The sequence below is a fragment of the Roseovarius sp. A46 genome (genome assembly GCF_004126395.1).
Classification (GTDB): Bacteria; Pseudomonadota; Alphaproteobacteria; order Rhodobacterales; family Rhodobacteraceae; genus Roseovarius; species Roseovarius nitratireducens.
The window spans coordinates 41,275-65,780 of sequence record NZ_PVWS01000020.1 but is presented as its reverse complement, the minus strand read 5'-3'; the positions used below and the strand labels follow the sequence as shown (position 1 = coordinate 65,780).

General features: G+C 65.4%; 22 protein-coding genes and 1 pseudogene. 6 read left to right on the top strand and 17 right to left on the bottom strand.

Going from position 1 to position 24,506, the window contains the following annotated elements:
• Window positions 1-384: 384 nt before the first annotated feature.
• The 3 genes from C6W92_RS11795 to C6W92_RS11785 all read right to left on the bottom strand — a co-directional run bounded on the left by C6W92_RS11795 (window position 385) and on the right by C6W92_RS11785 (window position 5,640).
• Window positions 385-2,076: a DUF262 domain-containing protein gene (locus C6W92_RS11795; protein ID WP_129433400.1), complete on the bottom strand. Its 1,692-nt coding sequence runs from the start codon at window positions 2,074-2,076 to the stop codon at window positions 385-387.
• Window positions 2,077-2,078: 2 nt separating this feature from the next.
• Window positions 2,079-3,734: an energy-dependent translational throttle protein EttA gene (ettA, locus tag C6W92_RS11790; RefSeq protein ID WP_129433397.1), complete on the bottom strand. Its 1,656-nt coding sequence runs from the start codon at window positions 3,732-3,734 to the stop codon at window positions 2,079-2,081.
• Window positions 3,735-3,804: 70 nt separating this feature from the next.
• Window positions 3,805-5,640, bottom strand: coding sequence for an EAL domain-containing protein (locus C6W92_RS11785; protein ID WP_129433393.1), 1,836 nt, complete (start codon window positions 5,638-5,640; stop codon window positions 3,805-3,807).
• A gap of 328 nt (window positions 5,641-5,968) precedes the next feature.
• Here C6W92_RS11785 and C6W92_RS11780 point away from each other — a divergent pair, with 328 nt between their 5' ends.
• The 4 genes and pseudogenes from C6W92_RS11780 (at window position 5,969) to C6W92_RS11765 (ending at window position 9,725) form a co-directional block, all read left to right on the top strand.
• On the top strand, window positions 5,969-6,568 hold the full coding sequence (locus tag C6W92_RS11780) for a nicotinate-nucleotide adenylyltransferase (protein ID WP_129433390.1): 600 nt from the start codon (window positions 5,969-5,971) through the stop codon (window positions 6,566-6,568).
• A 58-nt stretch (window positions 6,569-6,626) separates the two neighbouring features.
• Window positions 6,627-8,123 carry a D-alanyl-D-alanine carboxypeptidase/D-alanyl-D-alanine-endopeptidase gene (dacB, locus tag C6W92_RS11775; protein ID WP_129433387.1) on the top strand — a complete coding sequence of 499 codons (1,497 nt, stop codon included), beginning with the start codon at window positions 6,627-6,629 and terminating at the stop codon, window positions 8,121-8,123.
• Window positions 8,124-8,203: 80 nt separating this feature from the next.
• Window positions 8,204-8,845, top strand: a complete 642-nt coding sequence (locus tag C6W92_RS11770) for a DUF1007 family protein (protein ID WP_129433384.1) — start codon at window positions 8,204-8,206, stop codon at window positions 8,843-8,845.
• Window positions 8,827-9,725, top strand: a pseudogene (locus tag C6W92_RS11765) (hypothetical protein). The gene C6W92_RS11770 and the pseudogene C6W92_RS11765 overlap by 19 nt, the downstream one beginning before the upstream one ends.
• Window positions 9,726-10,064: 339 nt before the next feature.
• Here C6W92_RS11765 and C6W92_RS11760 read toward each other — a convergent pair.
• Window positions 10,065-10,601 (bottom strand): hypothetical protein, encoded by a 537-nt coding sequence (locus tag C6W92_RS11760; RefSeq protein ID WP_129433381.1) that lies wholly within the window; start codon window positions 10,599-10,601, stop codon window positions 10,065-10,067.
• Between the two features lie 125 nt (window positions 10,602-10,726).
• On the opposite strand from C6W92_RS11760, the gene C6W92_RS11755 reads away from it, so the two are divergent.
• Both C6W92_RS11755 and C6W92_RS11750 read left to right on the top strand, forming a co-directional pair.
• Window positions 10,727-11,137: a SufE family protein gene (locus tag C6W92_RS11755; RefSeq protein WP_129433378.1), complete on the top strand. Its 411-nt coding sequence runs from the start codon at window positions 10,727-10,729 to the stop codon at window positions 11,135-11,137.
• Window positions 11,138-11,225: 88 nt separating this feature from the next.
• Window positions 11,226-12,245, top strand: a complete 1,020-nt coding sequence (locus C6W92_RS11750) for a fatty acid desaturase (RefSeq protein WP_129433375.1) — start codon at window positions 11,226-11,228, stop codon at window positions 12,243-12,245.
• Between the two features lie 53 nt (window positions 12,246-12,298).
• Here the strand turns inward: C6W92_RS11750 and C6W92_RS11745 are convergent, their stop codons facing one another.
• From C6W92_RS11745 to C6W92_RS11685, 13 genes are all read right to left on the bottom strand, one after another.
• Window positions 12,299-12,811: a DUF2478 domain-containing protein gene (locus tag C6W92_RS11745; protein WP_129433372.1), complete on the bottom strand. Its 513-nt coding sequence runs from the start codon at window positions 12,809-12,811 to the stop codon at window positions 12,299-12,301.
• Window positions 12,812-12,822: 11 nt separating this feature from the next.
• The gene (locus C6W92_RS11740) at window positions 12,823-14,490 is read right to left on the bottom strand and encodes a ribonuclease J (protein WP_129433369.1); all 1,668 of its coding nucleotides are present in this window, start codon (window positions 14,488-14,490) and stop codon (window positions 12,823-12,825) included.
• A gap of 6 nt (window positions 14,491-14,496) precedes the next feature.
• The gene (locus C6W92_RS11735; protein WP_129433366.1) at window positions 14,497-15,267 is read right to left on the bottom strand and encodes a type III pantothenate kinase; all 771 of its coding nucleotides are present in this window, start codon (window positions 15,265-15,267) and stop codon (window positions 14,497-14,499) included.
• Window positions 15,268-15,281: 14 nt separating this feature from the next.
• Window positions 15,282-16,040, bottom strand: a complete 759-nt coding sequence (locus C6W92_RS11730) for a biotin--[acetyl-CoA-carboxylase] ligase (RefSeq protein ID WP_129433363.1) — start codon at window positions 16,038-16,040, stop codon at window positions 15,282-15,284.
• A 37-nt stretch (window positions 16,041-16,077) separates the two neighbouring features.
• Window positions 16,078-17,511, bottom strand: coding sequence for an NADH-quinone oxidoreductase subunit NuoN (gene nuoN / locus C6W92_RS11725; protein ID WP_129433360.1), 1,434 nt, complete (start codon window positions 17,509-17,511; stop codon window positions 16,078-16,080).
• Window positions 17,512-17,528: 17 nt separating this feature from the next.
• A complete protein-coding gene (locus tag C6W92_RS11720) occupies window positions 17,529-19,076 on the bottom strand; it encodes an NADH-quinone oxidoreductase subunit M (RefSeq protein ID WP_129433357.1) in 1,548 nt (515 codons plus the stop codon).
• Window positions 19,076-21,160, bottom strand: coding sequence for an NADH-quinone oxidoreductase subunit L (gene nuoL, locus C6W92_RS11715; protein ID WP_129433410.1), 2,085 nt, complete (start codon window positions 21,158-21,160; stop codon window positions 19,076-19,078). The genes C6W92_RS11720 and nuoL overlap by 1 nt, the downstream gene beginning before the upstream one ends.
• Window positions 21,161-21,168: 8 nt before the next feature.
• On the bottom strand, window positions 21,169-21,474 hold the full coding sequence (gene nuoK / locus C6W92_RS11710) for an NADH-quinone oxidoreductase subunit NuoK (RefSeq protein ID WP_129433354.1): 306 nt from the start codon (window positions 21,472-21,474) through the stop codon (window positions 21,169-21,171).
• A gap of 89 nt (window positions 21,475-21,563) precedes the next feature.
• Window positions 21,564-22,172 carry an NADH-quinone oxidoreductase subunit J gene (locus C6W92_RS11705; protein WP_129433351.1) on the bottom strand — a complete coding sequence of 203 codons (609 nt, stop codon included), beginning with the start codon at window positions 22,170-22,172 and terminating at the stop codon, window positions 21,564-21,566.
• Complete coding sequence (locus tag C6W92_RS11700; protein ID WP_129433348.1) at window positions 22,169-22,582, bottom strand: carboxymuconolactone decarboxylase family protein; 414 nt, start codon at window positions 22,580-22,582, stop codon at window positions 22,169-22,171. The genes C6W92_RS11705 and C6W92_RS11700 overlap by 4 nt, the downstream gene beginning before the upstream one ends.
• Entirely contained in the window at window positions 22,579-23,073 is a 495-nt protein-coding gene (gene nuoI, locus C6W92_RS11695) for an NADH-quinone oxidoreductase subunit NuoI (protein WP_129433344.1), read from the bottom strand. Before nuoI ends, C6W92_RS11700 begins: the two co-directional genes overlap by 4 nt.
• A gap of 3 nt (window positions 23,074-23,076) precedes the next feature.
• On the bottom strand, window positions 23,077-24,114 hold the full coding sequence (nuoH, locus tag C6W92_RS11690) for an NADH-quinone oxidoreductase subunit NuoH (RefSeq protein WP_129433340.1): 1,038 nt from the start codon (window positions 24,112-24,114) through the stop codon (window positions 23,077-23,079).
• 13 nt (window positions 24,115-24,127) lie between these two features.
• Complete coding sequence (locus C6W92_RS11685; protein WP_104018781.1) at window positions 24,128-24,505, bottom strand: hypothetical protein; 378 nt, start codon at window positions 24,503-24,505, stop codon at window positions 24,128-24,130.
• Between the last annotated feature and the right edge of the window lies 1 nt (window position 24,506).

The following is a 24,506-nucleotide window of genomic DNA, read 5'->3' as shown; positions in this document are numbered from 1 at the left end:
ATGAGGGGGAGGATTCGGGGGAGGAGGCGGGTTGAAACCCGCCCTACGCCGCGCCGTTCGACCGTCATCCTCGGGCCTGACCCGAGGATCTGGTGGGGAGAGGTCCTCGGGTCAAGCCCGAGGATGACGGCGCGGCGCGCGATTGCCGACGCGCGCGGGGGCGATCCGGCGGCGGTGCGGGGCGCTTTATTTCGCCGTGTCCGCGAGAGATATGAGCGGCGCGCCAAGCCCCGCCAAATCGCCGCCGCGTGGGGGCGCGTCATGCCGGAGGCATGCTTTCAGCATGACGATCGCGCGGCGGCGCTGCGCGCCTCGATTCCGCGCGGGCTATGACTGTAGAACCATATCGACAATGATTGTGAGTCGACAGCCGACCCATGGTTGCTAAATGGCCCAAATCTCACGATAGGCTTGAAGAGCCATCCTTTCGCTCCGTTGGTTGACAACTTCCGGCGTCCATTCCTCCGCAGTCAATACATCACTAGGGATGGTTGTGCTCCATTTGTTAAAGCACTGCTGCTTTCGCTCAAAGTCTTCCACTCCAACTTCCGCGTTCTGGCCCTGGGACAAAAGGACCAGATTCCCCAACTGCCCAACAATCTCCTCCGGCCAAGTTGATGAGACGTGTGATTGAGGATATATGTGCTCAATTGTCAAATCATCATAATCTTCCGTAAACGCAAGGGAATTATAACGTGCAATACGCGAGAGAATGTAGTGAACAAGAGGTCTCAATTTCGAGGCGCTTTTTGTATAATAAATTTCCTTGAAACCCACTACGAATTCGCTTTCGCTGGGCCTGCGTTCACGCAATTTTTCGATAAACTCGGCAATAATGATACCGGCCTCACTTGCGGTATTAGCTTCGTAGAGTCTGCGCCCAAACGAAGAATACATAGCAGAAATTCCACCGGAAGAGCGAGACGAAGTTACTGCGGTAAAGGCGAAGTGAAAGTTCTCAATAGCCCTAATTGTATCGCGAAGCCTTGAATTCTTTATTACCCCTTTTCGATACGCCCTTACAAGAGACAGCGTAGCAGGGGTTTGCTGGCGGATTCTGAAGAGATTGTGAGCTCTAAGAGAGCGGGCTATCTCCTTCTCGTCTTTCCGCCAGCCGTAATCCGGTTCGAATATTGATCGGTATAATGTGGCATCGTCACGAAAGAAGTTGAGATGGTCTCTGGCGTTCCCTTTTCCAATACTCCCTTTCATCAATTTGAAAGCTTTCTGTTGGGTTGTTGCCTCAAACCGCGACGCCCAAGACTGGGTGAAGAAAGTGTCAAGATCGATATCAGCAGACGAATTTTGGAACTCTTCAAAGATTTCCGCCCAACGTTCGCGCACAAAGTCTACGGAAGAGCTTCTGCGGATCATCTTGCTAAAGTGGTTCTTTAGAAGGTCGGACAAAGCCAAGTCTTTTCCGCGTGTGTTCAGTGTTTCAAAAATCAGATAAGCATCGTCCTCATTGTCTAACTCAACAAAAATTAGTTTAAGGAAGAGTACCTTGTCTCTTAGATTTTTCAGAAATCCAATCTTCGTTTTATAGCATTTATCATCATCTTCGATAAATTCTTCGTCTATTTTCTCAAGTTCAGCGTCAATTTTTCGATTGAATATCTTGTATGCGGCTTCGAGCCGTTCTTCCTCGTTTTGTGGCGCTCTACCTATGGTCGGCTTGCCGTAAGACTGTATCGCATCCTGAAAAAACGGATAACTCGACTCTGTTTGGAGGACAAAAGCCTCATTGTTATCACGATCAACCCGTTCAATAAGTTGGTGCAATCCCTTCGCAAGATTCTCTTCACCGAGAACCGCAAGCTTGTCTCGGACCGAACACAATAAAATTGTAATGGTTGTTAGGCGCTGCTGACCATCGACCACTCCGAATTGTTGCCTTCCACTCGAATACACGACCATTGAACCAATGAAATAGTCATCATCGGCGCTTGATGTGTCATTCCAGAACTCTTCTATGTTCTCATCGTCCCAAGAGTACGGACGTTGAAAGCGTGGCACTATGAAAAACGCAGAATTTAGTAAGTCTTCAACATTTCGATCATTCGATTCTATCTTCATGATCACCTCGCGAACTTCTTGTACTTCACCCGCTTCGGCTCCAGTGCATCCGGCCCCAGACGCCGCTTCTTGTCTTCCTCGTAGGCCGAGAAGTCGCCCTCGAACCATTCCACATGGGCCTCGCCCTCGAAGGCGAGCATGTGGGTGCAGATGCGGTCAAGGAAAAAGCGGTCGTGGGAGATGACCACGGCGCAGCCGGCGAAATCCGTCAGGGCATCCTCTAGCGCGCGGAGCGTTTCCACGTCGAGGTCGTTGGTGGGCTCGTCGAGGAGAAGCACGTTGCCGCCCTCTTTCAGCAGCCGCGCCATGTGCACGCGGTTGCGCTCGCCCCCCGAGAGCAGCGAGACCTTTTTCTGCTGGTCGCCGCCCTTGAAGTTGAACGCGCCGCAATAGGCGCGGGAGTTGATCTGGGCGTCACCCAGCACGATCACCTCGGCGCCGCCGGAGATCGATTCCCACACCGTCTCGGTCGCCTTGAGGTCATCGCGGGACTGGTCGACATAGGCGAGCTTGACGGTGTCGCCATACTCGATGGTGCCCGCATCCGGCGTCTCTTGCCCGGTGAGCATGCGAAAGAGCGTGGATTTGCCCGCGCCGTTGGGGCCGATCACGCCGACGATGCCGCCGGGGGGCAGCGAGAAGCTGAGGTCCTCGATCAGGAGCTTGTCGCCCATCGCCTTTTTCAGGCCGTTGACCTCGATCACCTTGTCGCCGAGGCGCGGCCCGTTGGGGATGACGATCTGCGCGCGGCCCACGCGCTCGCGCTCGGACTGCCCGGCGAGTTCGTTATAGGCATTGATCCGGGCCTTTTGCTTGGCCTGCCGCGCCTTTTGCCCCTGCCGCATCCATTCAAGCTCTCGCTCCAGCGTCTTTTGCTTGGACTTGTCCTCGCGCGCCTCTTGCGCGAGGCGCTTGGCCTTTTGCTCCAGCCAGGCGGAATAGTTGCCCTCGTAGGGGATGCCGCGGCCGCGGTCCAGCTCGAGGATCCAGCCGGTGATGTCGTCGAGGAAATAGCGGTCGTGGGTGACGATCAGGATCGTGCCCTTGTAGTCGATCAGGTGCTGTTGCAGCCAGGCGATGGTCTCGGCATCGAGGTGGTTGGTGGGCTCGTCCAGCAGCAGCATGTCGGGCGCCTCCAACAGCAGCTTGCACAGGGCCACGCGGCGCCGCTCACCGCCCGAAAGGGTGGCGACATCGGCCTCGTCGGGGGGACAGCGCAGCGCCTCCATCGCGACGTCGATGCGGGAATCGAGATCCCACAGGTTCTCGCCGTCGATCTCGTCCTGCAATTGCGCCATCTCGTCGGCGGTCTCGTCGGAGTAGTTCATCGCCAGTTCGTTGAAGCGGTCGAGCTTGGCCTGTTTTTGGGCCACGCCGAGCATCACGTTGCCGCGCACGGTGAGGCTTTCGTCGAGCTGCGGCTCCTGCGGGAGATAGCCGACGCGCGCGCCGGAGGCGGCCCATGCCTCGCCGGAGAAATCGGTGTCGAGCCCGGCCATGATGCGCAGGAGCGTGGACTTGCCCGAGCCGTTGACGCCGACGACGCCAATCTTGACCCCGGGAAGGAAGTTGAGGTGGATGTTCTCGAAGCACTTCTTGCCGCCCGGATAGGTCTTGGAGACCCCCTGCATGTGGTAGACGTATTGATAGGCTGCCATGATCCGCGCTCCGCTGAGAAATCCGTGATGCACCGGCGGTGATAGCTGGCGCGGGCTGCAGGGGCAATGGTCAGCGTGCGCGGCCCGGCGCGGGGACGGGGCGGGCCGTTGCGGTGGGGGTGTTGGCGGGGCCGGGGCCGGGGGCGGCGGCGCGCGTGCGCAGCCAGCCGATCAGCGCGTCGAGCGGCATCGGGCGGGCGAGGCCGTAGCCCTGGATCACCGGGCAGTTGGCGCGGCGCAGCATGGCGCGCTGCGCCTCGGTCTCGACCCCCTCGGCCACCACAGACATGCGCAACAGGCCGCAGAGGCGGATGATGGCGCGCACGATGACGCGGTTGCGCGGGTCCTGCTCGAGCCGGGCGATCATCGAGCGGTCGAGCTTGATCGCGTCCACCTCGAAGCTGGCCATGTGCGACAGCCCGGCATAGCCGGTGCCGAAATCGTCGAGCGCCACGCGCACGCCGAGCCGCTTGAGCCGGGCGACCGCGCTCATCACGTCGGCGCCGGAGCCGTCGAGGATGGTGGTTTCCAGCACCTCGATGCAGATGCGCCCCGGGTTCAGCCCGCGCGATTGCAGCGCCCAGTCGAGCAGGCCGGGATAGTTGACGTCGGCGAGGATCGCGGCGGAGACGTTGATCGACATGGTGAGGTCGGGATACCCCGCCTCGTCCAGCGCCCGGAGCGCGTCGAGCGCCATCGTCATCGAGCGGTAGTCGATATCCGCGAGCAGCCCGAGCCCGTCGGCAGCGTCGAGAAAGGCCGCCGGGGCGAGCAGGCCGCGCTGCGGGTGGTTCCAGCGGATGAGCGCCTCGCAGCCGCAGATGCGTCCATCGGCGAGGGACAGTTGCGGTTGCAGGTGGATCGTGAACTGGTCGTGGCTGACCGCCTCGCGCAGGTCGCGGGCGAGGGTCTGGCGCGCGCGCTGCGCGCGGCCGAGATTGGCGGTGTAGTGGATCATACGCCCGCGACCGCGCGCCTTGGCGTCGTAGAGCGCCGCGTCGGCGCACTGGATCATTTCCTCGCCGGTGGTCGCCCCGTCGCCGGCGGCACACGCGCCGATCGAGGCACCGATGCGAATGGTCTGATCGCGCCACATGAGCGGCTGGCCGAGCGCGCACAGCACCTCGCCCGCGCGGGCGTCGAGCGCCGCCGCCCCATCGGGCAGGGCGCAGACGAGCAGGAACTCGTCACCGCCGGTGCGGCAGGCGAGGTCGCGCGGCCCCGCCACCCGCGCCAGCGCGTGGGCGACATGCGCGAGCGTGCGGTCGCCCGCACCGTGGCCGAGCGTGTCGTTGATGTCCTTGAACTTGTCGATGTCGATCACCAGAACGCCGAGCCGTCCGCGCGCGATCTCGGCACGGATGTCCGGGGCATCGAGATGCTCGGCCAGCCGCTTGCGGTTGGCGAGCCCGGTCAGATCGTCGTGGTGGGCGGCGTGGCGCAGATCGACCTGCACCTGCCGCAACGCCATTTCGGTGCTGACCTGATCGGTCACGTCGCGACAGGTGATGACGACCCTACGATCGCGCGGATCGGGCCCCGACGCGATCAGCGCGAAACCCTGCTGGTTCCAGAAGGTGGAGCCATCGCGCCGGATATGGCGGCCGAGCTGGTAGCGGCGAAAAAGGGCGCTGTCGGGATCGTAGCGAAAGCGCGCGATGTCCTCTGCCGTCGGCCGCACCTCGGGGGGCAGGACGAATTCCTGCGGCTTGCGCCCGTGCATGTCCGCCAGCGTCCAGCCGTAGAGCCGTTCGCAGGCCGGATTGACCCATTCGATGCGTGCGTCCATGTCCTGCACGACGATGCCGTCATGCGCGCCGGCGACAATGCGGTGAAAGAGTGCCGCGCCGGCATCCGCGCAAGCCAGCGCCGGTGCGGTGCCGTGATCCGTGTCCTGATGCGTCATTCAGGCACCCCATGCCCCGTGGTCCTTGGCGGACCCTAGGCGCCCGCGGTTAACAGCCCGTGGCCATCCGCCCCCGCCGCGCCGGAAAATCCCGAAAATTCGATCCGTCACGGGTGCACCACCAAGGCTCTTTCGGTGGGGCGGCAGCGGGCCTAAGATTGGCTGTCCCAAAGGGAGAAGGAGCACCGCGTGCGCCGTTTTCTTGCGATCCTTGCACTGGCCGTGCCGAGCGCCTGTAGCAGCGCACGCGCGCAGGCCGAGCACGCCGCCGGGCGGTGAGCGTGCTTTCGTACTTTACGCCGGCGCCGTATCTGGCGATGAGGGGGGCATGATCCAGCCGCTGCCGCCTTCGCGCCCCGGACAGGTGATCGGGCTGTTGGGAGGGTCGTTCGACCCGCCCCATGCGGGACATGTGCATATCAGCCGCGAGGCGCTGCGTCGTTTCGGGCTGGACCGGGTGTGGTGGCTGGTCAGCCCCGGCAACCCGCTCAAGCGTCACGGCCCCGCCCCCCTGCCCGACCGTATGGCGGCGGCGCGCGCGCTGGTCGATCACCCGCGCATCGCGGTGACCGATGTCGAGGCGCGTCTCGGCACGCGCCACACCTCTGCGACGCTGGCGGCGCTGGCGGCGATCTGCCCGGGGCGGCGCTTTGTCTGGCTGATGGGGGCCGACAACCTGGCGCAGTTCCACCGCTGGCAGGACTGGCAGGCGATCATGGAGCGGGTACCGGTTGGGGTGCTGGCACGACCCGGGCAGCGCATCTCGGCGCGGCTGTCACCGGCGGCGCGCATCTACATGCAGGCGCGCATCAAGGGACGGGCGAGCCATCTGCTGGGGCGGGCCGAAGCGCCGGCGTGGTGCTTTGTCAACGTGCCGATGACCGATATCTCTTCGAGCGCGCTGCGCGCGGGGAAAGCGGAAAAGTGAGCAGATGCGACGGCAAAGGCGATTGCGCGACCGGGGCTGTTCTGCTTACCGTCACGCCATGAGTCACAAGATATCCAGACGCCTGTTCGTCACCTCGGCGCTGGCCGCGCTGGCCGCGCCCGTCATGGCCGAGCCCCCGGCCATGTCGTTGCGCCCGCTGCTGCGGCCGCCGGGCCTCGGCGCCGGCCGGGGGGCAGCGGCTGTCGAGGCGCTCATCGCCGAGGCGCGGCTGCAGGGCGATGTGGGCTACGCGGTGACGGACACCGAGACCGGCACGGTGCTTGAGGCGCGCGCCGCCGACACCGCCCTGCCGCCCGCGAGCGTGACCAAGGCGGTTACCGCGCTCTACGCGCTCGACACGCTGGGGGCCGGGCATCGTTTCAAGACCCGGCTGGTCGCCACCGGGCCGGTGGAGGGCGGTGTTCTCAGGGGCGATCTGGTGCTGGCGGGCGGCGGCGATCCGACGCTGGACACCGATGCGCTGGCCGATATGGCCGCAGCACTCAAGCGCGCGGGGGTGCGCGAGGTGACGGGCGCATTCCGCGTCTGGGGCGGGGCGGTGCCCTACCGGCGCGCCATCGAGCCGCGACAGCCCCCCCATGCGGGCTATAACCCGGCGCTGTCGGGGTTGAGCCTCAACTATAACCGGGTGCATTTCGAGTGGACGCGCGCGGGCGGCGACTATGCCATCACGATGGATGCGCGTTCGGGGCGGTACCGGCCCGACGTGACGGTGGCGCGGATGCGCATCGCCGATCGCCGGTCGCCGGTCTACACCTACCACGACGCGGGCGGGCGCGACGACTGGACCGTGGCGCGCGGCGCGCTGGGCGGTGGCGGGGCGCGATGGCTACCGGTGCGCAAGCCCGAGCTTTATGCGGGCGAGGTGTTCGCCACCTTCGCGCGGTCGCAGGGGATCGTGCTGAAGGCCCCGCAAGTGGTCGGAGGCGCGGCGCCGCAGGGCGCCACGCTCGTCACCCACGAGAGCGACCCGCTGGCCGATATCCTGCGCGGGATGCTGCGCTATTCCACCAACATCACCGCCGAAATGGTCGGCATGACTGCGAGCGCGCGACGGCGGGGGCGGGCGCTCGACCTCGCGGCCTCGGCGCGGGAGATGACGGGCTGGGCGCAGGCCACGCTGGGGATGAAGACGACGGATTTACGCGACCATTCGGGGCTCAATGACCTCTCGCGGCTGTCGGCGCTGGACATGGCGCGGGCGCTGGCGGCGGCGGGGCGCGCCGACGCGCTGCGCCCGCTGTTGCGCGAGTTCACGATGCGCGACGCGCGCGGGCGCCCCCTGCGCAACCACCCGGTGGAGGTGCAGGCGAAGACCGGCACGCTTTACTTCGTCAGCGCGCTGGCGGGATATTTCACCCCGCCGGGCGGGCGCGAGATGACCTTTGCGGTGCTGACGGCGAGCGACAGCCTGCGCGGGCGCATCGACCCGTTCCGCGACACGCGCCCGCCGGGCGCGCGCGGCTGGAACCGGCGGGCAAAGCGGCTGCAACAGGCGCTGATCGAACGGTGGAGCGAGATTTACGGAGGCTGAACGATGCAGGCGGGGACCAGCCGATGGTGCGGGAGCGTGGCGCTTGCGGGCAGGCCGGCCGATGCCGTAGAACCCTGCGCATGATCCCCCGCGCCCTAGCCCCCGCCGCCGCCCTGATCCTCGCCGCCACGAGCGCGGGCGGGCATCCGCATGTGTTCGTCGATGTGGCGCTGCGCTTTGAGAGCGACGCGCAGGGCCGCCTCACCGGTGTGGAAGTGACGTGGAGTTACGACGATTTCTTCTCTCTCCTGATCCTCTCCGACATGGGGCTCGACCCCGATGGCGACGGGCAGTTGACCGACGCCGAACTGGCGCGGCTCAAGGGGTTCGACCTGGAGGAATGGCCCGAGGGGTTCGAGGGCGATCTCTATATCCACGCGGGCGACGAGAAGATCGCGCTCGACCATCCGGTGCCGGAGGCCGTTCGCATGGAGGCGGGCCGTATCGTCGCCACCCACAGGCGCGGCTTTGGCCCGGTCGCGCCCGACGGGCTGAGGGTGGAGCCCTATGACCCAACCTATTTCGTGGATTACACGCTCGCCGGCCCGGTGGTGCTGCCCGACGCTTGCGCCTATGCCATCACCGAGCCCGATCTCGACGAGAGCCAGCAGGCGTTCCGCAACATGGTGGCCGAGCTGAGCGCCGAAGAGCAATATGACGGCGTCGAAGTGGGCAACCTGTTCTCGGACATCATGGTGATCTCGTGCCGCGCGCCCTCCTGACCCTCGCCGCGCTGGCGGTGGGCGCGGGGGCGGTCTGGCTCTGGGGGTTTGGCGGGGCGGCGGCGCTGGGCGAGTGGGCGCGTGCCGGTCAGGCCGAGACGCAGCAGGCGATGGCGCGGTTGCTGCGGGCCTTGCGCGCGGGCGAGCCGGGAGCGATGGCGGGGCTGATGGGGCTGTGTTTTGCCTACGGGTTCTTTCACGCGGCGGGGCCGGGGCATGGCAAGGTTCTGCTGGGCGGCTACGGCATGGCCGCGCGGGTCGGCGCATGGCGGTTGTCGGCGCTGGCGCTGGCATCGAGCCTCGCGCAGGCGGCGAGCGCGGTGGCGATGGTCTATGCCGGGGTGCTGGTTTTCGACCTGACGCGCCAGCGGATGACGGGCTTGGCCGAGGAGTGGATGGCCCCGGCAAGCTATGGCGCCATCGCGCTGGTCGGGGCATGGCTGGCGCTGCGCGGGGTGCGGCGCTGGTGGCGGGATGGCGGGAGCACGCCCACGCCCACGATCTTGCCTGCGCCGAGTGTGGGCACCGGCACGGCCCGACGGTGGACGAGGCCGCACGGGTGCGCGGCTGGCGCGACGCGGTGCTGCTGGTTGGCGCGGTGGCGATCCGGCCCTGTACCGGCGCGCTGTTCCTGCTGATCCTCACCTGGCGGATGGGGATCGGGACGGCGGGCGTCCTCGGCACCCTGGTGATGGGGCTGGGGACCGCGAGCGTGACGGTGGCGGTGGCGCTCGCCTCGGTCACTCTGCGCGAGGGCGCGCTGGCGCGGCTCGCCTCGGCGGAGGGGCGCGGGCTTGGCCGCGCGCTGACGGCGCTGGAGATCGGGGCCGGGCTGGTCATCGCGGCACTGTCGCTGCAGCTGATGCGCGCCACGCTCTGAGGGCGTGGGGAACTGGCCTGGAGCGGTCGTTCCTTACAACGGTTGAGGAGCTGCGCAGCGCCTGACCGCCGGGTGGGCGCAAACTCGATTACGCTCTGCGATTTATGGTGCAAAATACTTCTGCAATCACAGCTACTTGCAACGACGAGAAGCGCCCGCCCGAGGGGGCGGTCGGGCGCTGCGCGGCGGCGCGTTCCGCGCCTTGATTCCGCGCAAGTGGGCCAAGACCGGAAGATCCGCTCAGAGGCAACAGAGAACCTCTTATCCGGCTTTTCCGAACGGCGCCCGGGCCTGCCCGCGTGCTGGATCCTGTTGCCCCGCGCCAGGCGATACAACAATTCAGCGGCGGCTCAGGCGCTCGTTGCGCAACCCCCGCACGCGGATTTCGCGCACGCTTTCCAGCGTCTTGTCGGAAACGAAGACCGCCGCCTGCACCTCGCGCGGGCGGAGCTCGGTGGCGGTGGACAGGGGCGGGTGCACCGCCCGCAGCTCGTAGCCGAGAATGCCGTCCACCGGCTCTGCGTCGGGGGAGCCGGGAATGAGGCGGACATCGTAGATATCCTGCTGCGCGGCGAGCCCGCGCACCCGAACGATCGCCCCGCCGGTCGCGCGCTCGACCACAAGCGCGCTGATCTCGGCCACGGGCGTGCCGGCGTAGGGGACGTCCTTTCCACGCTTGCGGAGGCTGTCAAACAGGCCGCTCTCTTCCTTTTCCGGGATGAGCGGGTTGGTGCCGGGTTCGGCCGTGGCGGCCTCGCGGCGACGCGACCGGCTGCGCCCGAACCAGTTGCGCGGGTTGATCCGCGACTCGCGAAAGCCGCCACAGCCCGCCAGCAAGCCAGCCGCCGCCAAACCAAGGAAAACCCGCCGTTCCATGCCCGATACCCCTGTCAAAATCCGCCCCACGCCTACCCTATCGCGCCGGACTTGAAAAGGTGCAAGCGGGGGCTGGACCTCTGCCACGCGCGCGCCTACCTCTAGGTTGAGAACAGGAGACACACATGGCCACCGAGGCATTCGAAGAGATCGTGAGCGATTTCGACTTCCTGGAGGACTGGGAAGACCGGTATCGCTATGTCATCGATTACGGGCGCCGGATGGAGCCGCTCGACGATGCGCTCAAGGTGCCCGCGACCAAGGTCGATGGCTGCGCGAGCCAGGTCTGGCTGCACCCGCAGATCGAGGAGAGGCAATTCCGTTTTGACGGCGACAGCGACGCGATGATCGTGCGTGGCCTCATCGCGGTGCTGCGCGCGCTCTATAACGGGCTGCCGGTCGACGAGGTGGCGCGGGTCGATGCACAAGCCGAGCTGGCGCGGCTGGGGCTCGATGAGCACCTCTCGGCGCAGCGCTCCAACGGTGTGCGCGCGATGGTCGGGCGCATCCGCGGCGTCGCCACCGAAGCGGCCTGATCACCGGGCGCGTCTTGCTTTTCGTCACGGGAAGTTCAATTTTGGGACGAGGACAAATTCGCTAGTGTCGCCGCGAACGGAGGGGACCATGACCGCGACAGACCTGACCGCAGAGATGCGCGCCTTTCTCAAGCCCTACACGAAGAAGAGCGATGTGCGCGGCGCGCTGTCGCTGCTGGCCACGCTCGCCACCTATGGCGCGGCGCTGGTGGCCGGGGCGTGGGCGTGGGGCGCGGGGATGTGGCTGGCGACCGTCGCGGCGGTGATCGTGCTCGCCTTTGCCTCGGTGCGGCTCTACGTGTTGCAGCACGATTGCGGGCACCGTTCGCTTTTTGCCACGCGGGGCGTCAACGATCTCGCCGGTTATCTGCTGTCGGTATTTTCCTTCACGCCCTACCGGGTGATGCAATACAATCACGACATGCACCACGCCTATCTCGGCAATCTCGACCACCGCGAGACCACCGAGATCCACACCATGACCCTGCGCGAGTGGACCGAGGCCGACCGCTGGACCCGGCTGCGCTACCGGCTTTACCGCAACCCGGCGCTGATGCTGCCGGCGGGCGCGTTTCTCACCTATTTCATCGCCTATCGCTGGCCGCGCAACACCTCTGACGTGGGGGCTGCGGGGGTGATCGTGCACAACCTGATGATCGCCGGGCTGCTGCTGGCGATCTGGGCGGGGCTGGGCATCGCGGGGGTGGCGGTGTGGTTCGCCGCCTCGATGCTGGGGGGCATGATCGGCGTGTTCCTTGTCTATCTCCAGCACAATTTCGAGGAAACCTACTGGGACCGTAAACCCGATCTCGATTTCCGCAAGGCCACGCTGGTGGGCTCAAGCTCGCTCGACCTGGGCTGGTGGTGGGATCTGGGAACCGGAAACATCGCCTATCACGACCTGCACCACTACAACCCCGCGATCCCCTCTTACAACCTGCGCCGCTGCCAGCGCGACCTGCCCGCGCACCTGCAAAGCCACGCACCGATCCGCTGGCGCGAAGCGCTGCGCAGCTTCACGCTCAAGCTGTGGGACGAGGAGCGGGGGCGGCTGGTGCCGTTCCCAAGCGCGCACGCGGCGTCGGCAGAGACTATGGCGGCCAGATAGCGCCGCCTTCACACGCGGCGTGCGATCTTGCAGATCCGTTCAGGGCTGCGACGTCACCTCTTGTCGGCGCTGCCCTGCTCCAGCCACGCGTCGAGCGCGGCGGGCGCAGGGTCGAGCCGGTCGGGGTCGGTGCCCAGAAATTCGGCCAGGCGGGGCGCGTTGAGGGCGTTGACGCCCATGATGACCGGCACGCCTGCCGCCACCGCCTCGGCGATGAGTGCGCGAAAGCCACGGCCATCGGCCTCGTGCTTGCCGAACTTGTTGACGATCACCAGATCGGCCCCCGCGGCCAGACGCGCCTCGGCCGCCGTCACCGCCTGTTCCAGCGCCTCGGGGTCGAGCCGGCAGCCGCGCGCACCTGCGCCGAGGCTTTGCGAGATGCGGATCACCGGCCCGTCGGGCAGCACGCGCACATCCATGTCGCAGGGTCGGTCAGGCCCGCAATCGGTGTTGACCTGAACGGTGCCGCAGAGCCGCAGCCCCCGCGCCGCCGCGCGGGTCGCGAAATCATGGAGCAGCCGGTCGGTGTGGCCGGCCCCCTCGGTCATGATGCAGGCGATTCGCATCGGCCCCCTCCTCACTCGGTCAGGCGGCTGATGACCACCGTCACCTCGGGGCGCTTGCCGATCTCGGTCTGCGCGCTTTGCCGGGCGACGCGGCGCAGCCCCTGCTCGAGCTTGTCGTCATCGGCCAGCGTCTTGTCGCCCGCGCGTCCCATGAACTGCGCGAGGTCCTCCTCCAGCACATCGACGAGCGGCGCGCGCGAACGCCCGGTCTCGGGGAGGCCCATGATCTCGACCCAGGGATCGCCCAGCGGCGCGTCGTCCTCGTCGATGATGACGTTGATCATGACGTGGCCGTTGAGCGCCATGCGAATGCGGTCGCGCACGATGCCGTCCATCGCCCCGATCTTGACCGTGCCATCGAGATAGGTGCGCCCGGTCTCGACATATTCGGCAACCTTGGGGGCATTGCCGCCAAGGTCGATCATCATGCCGTTAACGGCTACCACCCCCTTGATCCGGTTGGATTTGGCGAGCTTCACATGCTCGCGCAGGTGGCGATGTTCGCCATGCATGGGGATCAGGATTTGCGGCTTGAGGATCTTGTGCATCGCGTCGAGATCGGGCCGGTTGGCATGACCCGAGACGTGGTAGCGGTCGTCGCCCTCGATCACATCCACGCCCTGCTCGGAGAACTGGTTGATGATGCGGATCACGCCACGCTCGTTGCCGGGGATGGTCTTGGAGGAGAACAGGAACGTGTCGCCCTCCTTCATGGTGATGCCGTTATACTTGCCGTTGGCGAGCTGCGCGCTGGCGGCGCGGCGTTCGCCCTGGCTGCCGGTGACGATCAGCATCACGCTCTCGCGGGGGAGCTTGCTCGCCTCCTCTGGCGGGATGGTGGCGGGAAAGCCGGTGAGTACGCCGGTCTCCTTGCCCGCCTCGACCATGCGGTTCATCGCGCGGCCCATCAGGCAGACCGAGCGCCCGGCGCGGATGCCCGCCTCGGCGAGCGTCTTTACCCGCGCCACATTGCTGGCGAAGGTGGTGGCCACGACCATGCCCTTGCTGCCCTCGACAAGCTCTGTGATCGGGTCGCCAACGCTGCTCTCCGAGCGCCCGGCATGATCGCTCAGGACGTTGGTCGAGTCGCAGATCAGCGCCTTGATCCCATCCGCGCCGATGTCTTCCCACATCGCGCGGTCGAAGGGTTCGCCCACCACCGGGTCGAGGTCGATCTTGAAATCGCCGGTATGCACCAGCCGCCCCTCGGGCGTGTCGATCACCAGCCCCGAGCTTTCGGGGATGGAATGCGAGATCGGGGCGAAACCGACGGTAAACGGCCCCGCCGTCACCGTCTCGGGCCAGGGCGAGACCACGCGCACCGCCTTGTCGGGGTGGCCATACTCGGCCATCTTGGCGCGCGCGATGTTGGCGGTGAAGGCGCGGGCATGGATGGGCGCGCCGAGCCGCTCGTAGTAATGCGCCACCGCGCCGACGTGATCCTCGTGGGCATGGGTGATGAACACCGCCTCCAGCCGGTCGCGCCGCTCGGCCAGCCAGGTGATGTCCGGCAGGATCAGGTCGACACCGGGCGTGGTATCCATGTCCGGAAAGGTCAGGCCCAGATCGACGAGAATCAGGCGCTCCTTGCCCGGTTTGCCGTAGCCGTAGACATAGGCGTTCATACCAATCTCGCCCGCCCCCCCGAGGGGCAGGTAAATAAGTCTTTCGCTGCTCATGGGCCGTCAGCCCTCCTTGTTGTAGCTGTGTATCACGGTCAGCCCGTGCATCGTCAAATCATCCTCGACGCCGTCGAACGCGGCATCACCTTGCTGGAAAAGCGAGGCCAGCCCCCCGGTTCCGATCACCTTCATGGCGCGGCCGCGCTCGGCCTTTATGCGCTCGCATATCCCGTTTATGAGGCCGACATAACCCCAGAAGATACCAGATTGCATGCAGTCGACGGTGTTGGTCCCGATCACCCGTTCGGGCTTGGTCACGTCGATATGCGGCAGCGCCGCCGCCGCCTCGTGCAGCGCCTGCAGCGACAGGTTTACCCCCGGCGCGATCACGCCGCCTATATAGGCGCCGTCGCGCGCCACCACGTCGAAGGTGGTGGCGGTGCCGAAATCCACGATGATGAGGTCGCCGCCGTAGAGGTCATGGCCCGCCACCGTGTTGACCAGCCGATCGGGGCCCACCTGCGTGCCGGGATCGACGCGCACGTCAACCGGCAGGCGGCACTCGGGCTTGCCCACGACCAGCGGGCGGCAGCCGAAATAGCGGTCGGAAAAGACCCGCAGGTTGAACACCACCCGCGGCACGGTCGACGAGATGATGACATCGGTGATGTCCGCGCGGATGCCGTGATGCCCGAGCAGGGTGGAGAACCAGACGAAGTACTGATCGGCGGTGCGCTGATGCTCGGTGGCGGTGCGCAGCGTGCACAGGAACCGCGTGCCGTCCCAGATGGAAAACACCGTGTTGGTATTGCCGCAATCTATCGCCAGAAGCATCCCGATCCCTCTGTTCAGAAAAACACCTCGGCCGCGGCGATGCTGGTGCGGCCCTTTGCGGTGACGAGAACGAGATTTCCGGCCTCGTCCACAGTCTCGAACCGCCCCTCATGGGTGTCGCGCGTCGTGCGCGCCACGATGGTTTCGCCCAGTTTTGCCGCCCGCGCAAGCCAGGCCGTTCGAATGGGGGCAAATCCGTAGGTAACGAATTGCGCCTCATGGCGCGCATAGGCAGGCGCGAGCAGGTCGAGAAACGCCTCCGGGTCGATCGCCACCCCCGTCTCGGACAAGAGCGACACGGGCCGCGCCGCGCCGGGCTCGACCTCTGCCATACCGGGTGCGGCCACGAGGTTCACGCCGATGCCGATGGCGAAATGGCTGAGCCCTCCCCCTGCCCCCGCGCTCTCCAGCAGGATACCCGCCAGCTTGCCGCCGTTCAGCAGCACGTCATTGGGCCATTTGAGCGCCAGTCCGTCCACCCGCCCGGTCGCCGCCGCCAGCGCGTCGTAGAGCGCGAGCGCCGCCACGAAAGAGCGCAGCGCCACGCGGTCGGGGCTCTCGGACGGGCGCATCGCCAGCGTCGCCGCGAAATTGCCCGGCGGGTTCGCCCACGCCCGGCCCCGCCGTCCGCGTGCCGCCGTCTGTTCCAGCGCGAGGATCCATTCCGGCCCGGCAAGCGTGGCGGCGCGGCGCGCGGCCTCGGCATTGGTGCTGTCCACCCGTTCCAGCACGCGCCGTCCATAGCCCTCGGGCCAGCCCGCCCCCGGCTTCATCTTGCCCGAAATATCCCCGCCGGAGGCATCGCTTTGCCTAGTGCACAAGGGTCGCCGCCGCCGCCTGCGCCATCGTCTCGATGCCGAACATGTTGACGATGCCGAAAACCATCACCGCCGCCGAGGCCATGAGGAATCCCCATTGCACCGGCGAGCGCCCGGTCTCGAGCGCCTCGCCCTCCTCGCCGAAATACATGTAGAACACGATGCGCAGGTAGTAGAAGGCGCCGATGACGCTGGCGACCACGCCCGCAACCGCGAGCCAGGCGAGCCCGCCCTCGTAGGCCGCGCGCAGCACGTAGAGCTTGCCGAAGAAGCCCAGCAACGGTGGCACGCCCGCGAGGCTGAACAGGAGGATCAGCATCGCCAGCGCCCGGCCCGGCTCGGCCCGCGTATACATGTTGAGGCTGCGGATATCGGTCACCGGCTGGCCGCCGCGCTCCATGCTGAGGATGAAGGCAAAGGTGCCGACATTCATCGCCACGTAGATGGCCGCGTAGACCAGCATCGCCTGGACGCCGAACGCCGTGCCCGAGGCCAGCCCCATCAGCGCATAGCCCATATGCGCGATCGAGGAATAGGCCATCAGCCGCTTGATGTCGGTCTGCCCGATTGCCGCCACCGCGCCGAGGAACATCGACAGGAGGCTGAGCGCCGCCAGCACCTGTTGCCAGTCGCCCACCACGCCGCCGAACGCGTCGTGCACCACGCGGGCGAAGAGACCCAGTGCCGCCACCTTCGGAGCGGTGGCAAAGAAGGCGGTGATCGGCGTCGGCGCACCCTCGTAGACGTCGGGCGTCCACATGTGGAACGGCACCGCCGAGACCTTGAACGCCAGCCCCGAGATCACCAGCACCAGCCCGATGAGCAGACCCACGGGCGCCTGCCCGTCCGCCGCGGCGAGGATGCCGGAAAACAGCGTCGTTCCGGCAAAGCCGTAAGTCAGGGACGCGCCGAACAGCAGCAGACCCGACGACAGCGCGCCCAGCACGAAATACTTGAGCCCCGCCTCGGTGGACTTGATGCTGTCGCGCCGCATCGACGCCACCACGTAGAGCGCCAGCGATTGCAGCTCCAGCCCCATGTAGAGCGCCATCAGGTCGCCCGCGCTCACCATCACCATCATGCCCACGACCGAGAGCGCGATCAGCAGCGGATACTCGAACCGCAGGATACCGCGGCGGGCCATGTAATCCTGTCCCAGTACCAGCACCGCCGCCGCCGCCAGCAGGATCGTCACCTTGGCGAAACGGGCGAAACCGTCATCGTTGATCATGCCGCCAAAGGCCGTGCGCGTGCCCGCGCCGCCCATCCCGATCCAGATGGCAAGCAGCGCCATCAGCCCGGCCGTCGCCCAGACGAGCGGCACCGCGACCCGGTCGCGCCCGGTATAGACCGCCCCCAGGAGTGCCGCCATCGCATAGACCGCGAGCACGATTTCCGGGAGGATGACGTTGAGATCAGCCTGCATGGTTCAGGGCCTCCGGTTCAGTGTGCGACCTGCGCCACCGCGGTCGCGGCGTGCGCGACCGACTGGGCCAGTTCGACATTGGAAATCAGCGCCTCGACGGAGGGGCCGGTGATATCGGTGACGAGACGGGGATAAACGCCAAGCAGCAGCGTCATTGCCACCAGGGGGGCAAAGATCGCGCGCTCGCGCGTCCCCATGTCGGAGATGGTGCGCAGGCTTTCCTTGATGAGATCGCCGAACACCACCCGGCGATAGAGCCAGAGCGCGTAGGCCGCCGACAGGATCACCCCCGACGTGGCCACAGCCGCCACCCATGTGTTGACCTGGAAGATGCCGACCAGCGTCAGGAATTCGCCGATGAACCCGCTGGTGCCCGGCAGGCCCACATTGGCCATGGTAAAGAACATGAAGATCAGCGCATAGGCCGGCATCCGGTTCACCAGACCGCCATAGGCGTCGATCTCGCGCGTGTGCATCCGGTCATAGATCACGCCCACGCACAGAAACAACGCGCCGGAGATGAACCCGTGCGAGATCATCTGGAAGATCGCGCCGTCCAGCCCTTGCTGATTGACCGCGAAGATGCCCATCGTGACATACCCCATATGCGCCACCGACGAATAGGCGATGAGCTTCTTCATATCCTCCTGCGCCAGTGCCACCAGCGAGGTATAGACAATGGCGATGGCCGACAGCCACAGGATGAGCGGCGTCAGCACCTCGGCCCCGACCGGGAACATCGGCAGGCTGAACCGCAGGAAGCCGTAGCCGCCCATCTTCAGCAGGATCGCGGCCAGCACCACCGACCCGGCGGTGGGCGCCTGAACGTGGGCATCGGGCAGCCATGTGTGCACCGGCCACATCGGCATCTTGACAGCGAACGAGGCGAAGAAGGCGATGAACATCAACGTCTGCATGCCGCCGACGACGTGGAGACCCAGAAGCGAGAAGCCGTCGGAGGCGAATTCGTGGCGCATCAGCGTGGGAATGTCGGTGGTACCTGCATCGGTGAACATCGCCACCATCGCGACCAGCATCAGAACCGAGCCGAGGAAGGTGTAGAGGAAGAACTTGAACGAGGCGTAGATGCGCTGCTTGCCGCCCCAGATGCCGATGATCAGGAACATCGGGATGAGCCCCGCCTCGAAGAACAGGTAGAACAGCACCAGGTCGAGCGCCATGAACACGCCGAGCATGAGCGTTTCGAGAATCAGGAAGGCGATCATGTATTCCTTGACGCGGGCTGTCACGTTCCACGACGCGGCGATGGTCAGCGGCATGATGAAGGTGGTGAGCATCACGAACAGGACGCTGATGCCGTCCACGCCCATCTTGTATTTCAGCCCCAGCAGCCATTCGCGCTCTTCCACGAACTGAAACCCGGTATCCGACGGGTCGAAGTCAAAGAGGATGAACAGCGACACGACGAAGGTCAGCGTGGTCGCGATCATCGCCACCCATTTGGCGTTGCGTTGCGCCGCCGCGTCCTCGCCGCGCAGGAACACGGCGAGGATCGCCGCCGCCACCGCGGGAATGAAGGTCACAATGGAAAGCAGGTTGTCCATCAGTTGGCCCCCCCGAACATGGTCATCCAGGTGACAAGGACCGCGATCCCGATCACCATCGCGAAGGCATAGGTAAAGATGTAGCCCGATTGCGCCCGCCCGGCGGCCCGCGTCAGCCGCGGAATTAGCCCCATCGCCACGCCGTTGATCGAACCGTCGATCACGTCACCGTCGCCGCGCCTCCACAGCAGTTGCCCAAGCGCCTTGGCGGGGCGGACCAAGAGAAAATCGAAGATCTCGTCGAAATACCACTTGTTGAGCAGGAAGAGGTAAAGCGGGCGGTTCGTCTCGGCCACGCGTTTGGGCATCGAGGGATCCCAGACATAGAACCAGAGCGCCGTGACAAGACCGATCAGCATGGCGATGAACGGGCTGATCTTGACCCATGCCGGTGCGTGGTGCGCGTCATCCAGGACATGGTTGTCCTCTGCCATGAAGATCGCGCCCTCGGGGGCCGTGGCGGGGGCCTCGGGGGCCGTGGCGGGGGCCGCGTGGTCCTTGGCGGCCTCTTCCGTCGCCGCCGCCTCGCCATGATCAGCACTCGCCTCGGCATGGGCCTCGATCCCGAAGAAGCGGTTCACCTGCTCGTGGCTGCCAAAGAAGCTGCCATACCAGATCATCCCCGCGAACACCGCGCCCAGCGCCAGCACGCCCAGAGGGGCGACCATGACCATGGGCGACTCGTGCGCGTGCTCATGCGTGTGCCGGTCGCCGCGCGCCTCGCCGAAGAAGGTGAGGAACATCAGCCGCCAGCTATAGAACGAGGTGAACAGCGCCGCGATCACCAGCATCCAGAAGGCATAGCCGCCGCCGGTGCCCGCCCACGCGCTCTCGATCACCGCGTCCTTGCTGAGGAAGCCGGCAAAGCCGATATGGGTGAGCGGGATGCCCACGCCGGTGATGGCCAGCGTGCCGATCATCATCGCCCAGAACGTGTAGGGCAGCTTCTTGCGCAGGCCGCCATAGTGGCGCATGTCCTGCTCGTGATGCATCCCGTGGATGACCGAGCCTGCCCCGAGAAACAGCATCGCCTTGAAGAAGGCGTGGGTGAAGAGGTGGAACATCGCCACCGAGTAGACGCCGACGCCCGCGGCCACGAACATGTAGCCAAGCTGGCTACAGGTCGAATAGGCGATCACGCGCTTGATGTCGTTCTGCACGAGGCCCACGGTGGCGGCGAAAAACGCCGTCGACGCCCCGATGAACACCACGAAATTCATCGCTTGCGGGGCGTATTCCATCAGCGGCGACATGCGGCAGACGAGGAACACCCCCGCCGTCACCATCGTCGCGGCGTGGATCAGCGCCGAGACTGGTGTCGGGCCCTCCATCGCGTCGGGCAGCCAGGTGTGCAGAAAAAGCTGCGCCGATTTGCCCATCGCGCCGACGAACAGCAGGAAGGCGATCAGGTTGGCGGCGTTCCACTCTGTCCACAGGAAGGTGAGCTGCGTCTCGGCCAGCATGGGGGCTGCGGCGAAGATGTCGTCAAAGCGCACCGAGTCGGTCAGGAAATAGAGCGCCATGATCCCCAGCGCGAATCCGAAATCGCCGACGCGGTTGACCACGAAAGCCTTGATCGCGGCGGCATTGGCGGACGGCTTGCGGAAATAGAAGCCGATCAGCAGGTAAGAGGCGACGCCCACGCCCTCCCAGCCGAAGAACATCTGCACGAGGTTGTCGGAGGTCACCAGCATCAGCATCGCGAAGGTGAAGAACGACAGGTAGGCGAAGAAACGCGGGCGATAGCTCTCGCCCTCGCGGAAATTCGCGTCATGGGCCATGTAGCCCACCGAGTAGAGATGCACGAGCGCCGAGACGGTGGTGACCACGATCAGCATGATCGTGGTGAGCCGATCCACCCGGATCGACCAGTCGGCATAGAGCGTGCCCGACTGCACCCAGTCCAGGACATGCACCGCCTGCGCCTCGGATGCGCCTTGGAGGAACACCACCCAGCTCAGGACCATGGCGAGGAACAGCAGGCCGGTGGTCAGCCATTGCGCTCCCTTGTCGCCGATGATCCGCCAGCCGAAACCCGCGATGATCGCCCCGATGAGCGGCGCGAAGAGGATTATCTTGTAGATCATCGGGATCAGCCTTTCATCACGTTGACGTCTTCGACGGCGATGGTCCCGCGGTTGCGGAAGAAGCACACGAGGATCGCGAGGCCAATGGCCGCCTCGGCGGCGGCGACGGTCAGCACGAAGAGGGTGAAGACCTGCCCCACCAGATCGCCCAGGTGGGCGGAGAAGGCGACGAGGTTGACGTTGACCGACAGCAGCATCAGCTCGATCGACATCAGCAGCACGATCACGTTCTTTCGGTTGAGAAAGAGGCCGAAGATGCCGATGACGAAGAGCGCGGCGGCCACCGTCAGGTAATGTTCAAGTCCGATCATGTCTGTCCCCCCGGGCCATTGCCCGATTGTCGTCTTTGGTCCCGCAAGGCATGTGCGCCCCGCATGGTATCTATCCGCTCACGCGGCGGTCAGAGGCCCTGCCCCGGTCGCACGTCCTTCAACTCCATCGCCTTGGCGGGGTCGCGGTACATCTGCGTCAGCACGTCCTGCCGCTTGACCCCTTCGCGGTGGCGCAGCGTCAGCACGATCGCGCCGATCATCGCCACCAGCAGGATCAGCCCGGCGAGCTGGAACAGGATGAAATACGTGTCGTAGAGCAGCATCCCGAGCGCCGCCGTGTTCTGCACGCCATCGGGTGTCACCGCCGCGCGCGCGTCCATCGCGCCATCGGCCATCTGCCAGTTGCCGAAGACCAGCCCGAGCTGCATCAGCAAGATCACCCCGATCAGCAGCGCCAGCGGCATATATTTCGCCATCTCCGCCTTCAACTCGGCAAAATCCACGTCGAGCATCATCACCACGAAGAGGAACAACACCGCCACTGCGCCGACGTAGACGATGATGAGCAGCATCGCCACGAATTCCGCGCCCAGAAGCACGAAGAGCCCCGCCGCGCTGATGAACGACAGGATCAGCCACAGCACCGAATGCACGGGGTTGCGGCTGATGACGGTCAACAGCCCCCCGGCAAGCAGCGCCGTGGCGAAGAGATAAAAGGACATCGCCGCAATCGTCATTTTTCCGATCCTTTCTCGTCGTCCTCGTCCATCACCTCGCGGGCGAAATCCATCGCCCGGGTCATCGAGGGCACGCCGGCAAACATCGCCATCTGGGCGATGGTCTCGGCGATCTCTTCCTTGGTCGCGCCCGCCTCGAGCGCGTGGCGCACGGTGAGGCGGATCTGCGTGTCGCTCTGTGCGCCCAGCATGGTCAGCCCCGCGAGCGTGAGCAGCAGCCGCGTCTTGGCGTCAAGCCCCTCCTTGCTGAGGCCCCGACCGAAACTCATCTCCATGAATTCCTTGGGCATGGTCGGCCACAGCTTCTCGAACCCCTTGGGCGAAAAGCTCTCGAGCGCGGGATTCACGGCCTTGGCCATCTCCTGCGCCTGCCGCATCATCATCTCGAAGGGGTTGCTGGAATCGCTCATCGGTAGGGTGCATCCAGTTCGAGGTTGCGGGCGATTTCGGCCTCCCAGCGGTCGCCGTTCGCAAGCAGCTTTGCCTTGTCGTAGAACAGCTCTTCGCGGGTCTCGGTGGCGAATTCGAAATTCGGGCCCTCGACGATGGCATCCACCGGGCACGCCTCCTGGCAGAAGCCGCAATAGATGCATTTCGTCATGTCGATGTCATAGCGCGTGGTGCGGCGGCTGCCGTCGTCGCGCGGCTCGGCATCGATGGTGATCGCCTGCGCGGGGCAGATCGCCTCGCACAGCTTGCAGGCGATGCACCGCTCCTCGCCGTTAGGGTAGCGGCGCAGCGCGTGCTCGCCACGGAACCGGGGCGAGAGCGGCCCCTTCTCATGCGGGTAGTTGAGCGTCGCCTTGGGCGCGAAGAAGTATTTCAAGCCCAGCTTGAAGCCCACGAAGAAATCCTTGAGCAGGAAGTACCCGGCGGCGCGGTTATAGTCGATCTGCGTCATGGATCAGCCTCCAATCGCCCAGCGGGCCCAGAACCCGCCGAACACTTCGAATTTCGCGAGGAACGCCACGATCACGACCCAGCCGAGCGACAGCGGCAGGAACACCTTCCAGCCGATGCGCATGAGCTGATCGTAGCGGTAGCGCGGGGTGATCGCCTTGACCATCGCGAAGAGGAAGAAGAAGAACGCCATCTTGGCGATCATCCACACAACCCCGTCGGGCAGGCCCGGAATCGGCGACAGCCAGCCACCGAAGAACAAGAGCGAAGTGAGCGCGCACATCAGGAAGATGGCGATGTATTCACCGGCCATGAACAAAAGGAAGGGCGTCGCGGAATATTCCACCTGATAGCCCGCCACCAGCTCGGATTCGGCCTCGGGCAAATCAAAGGGCGGCCGGTTGGTTTCGGCCAGCGCGGAGATGAAGAACAGGAACACCATCGGCAGGTGCGGCAGCCAGTACCACCCAAAGAAGCCGTAGGCGGTATCCTGCGCCGCCACGATGGCGCCGAAATTCAACGAGCCAGTCGAGATGATGACGCCGATGATGATGAGCCCGAGCGACACCTCGTAAGAGATCATCTGCGCCGCCGAACGCAGGCTGCCGAGGAACGGATACTTGGAGTTCGAGGCCCAGCCGCCCATGATGACGCCGTAGACCTCCAACGACGAGACGGCGAAGACAAAGAGGATCGCCACGTTGATGTCGGACAGCACCCAGCCCTCGTTGAGCGGGATCACCGCCCAGGCGAGTACCGCCAGCACGAAGGAGGTAAGCGGCGCCAGCATGAACACCGTCTTGTCGGCACCGGCGGGCACGACCACTTCCTTGACCACGTATTTGAGCGCGTCGGCGACCGTCTGAAGCAGACCGAACACGCCCACCACGTTGGGCCCCCGCCGCATCTGCACCGCCGCCCAGATCTTGCGATCGCCGTAGACGAGGAACAGCAGCGACACCATGACGAAGCCGACCACGGCAAGGCACTGCGCGAGGATCAGCACGAAGGTGCCGAACGGGGTTGTCAAGAATTCAGCCATTGGGTCCTTGTCCTCACACCATCGGTATTCCGTTTTCCGCGCAATTGGCGGCTGTCACTTGGGCGTCGATCGTCCTCAATCCGCGCGGCAGCGCCGCCGAGATCGTGTAAATCGCATCGCCGCGCCAGATTCCACCCTCTTCGGTCACGAGGGTACGCACATGGCGCGCAAAACCGTAGCCGCGGATGAGCGCGTATTGCGCGGCGGCGCACTCGGCATAGCGCTCGACATCGGCCTCGTCGCGCGCCCCGCGCATGGCGACCCGGAAATTCACGAGGTCACCATCCAGAAGCCCCGTCTCGATTCCGTCATAGACGGGCGCGAAGACGGGCTCGGCGTCGCCCTCGGCACAGCCCGACAGGGCCAGCGCGGATATGAGCACCGCCGCCATT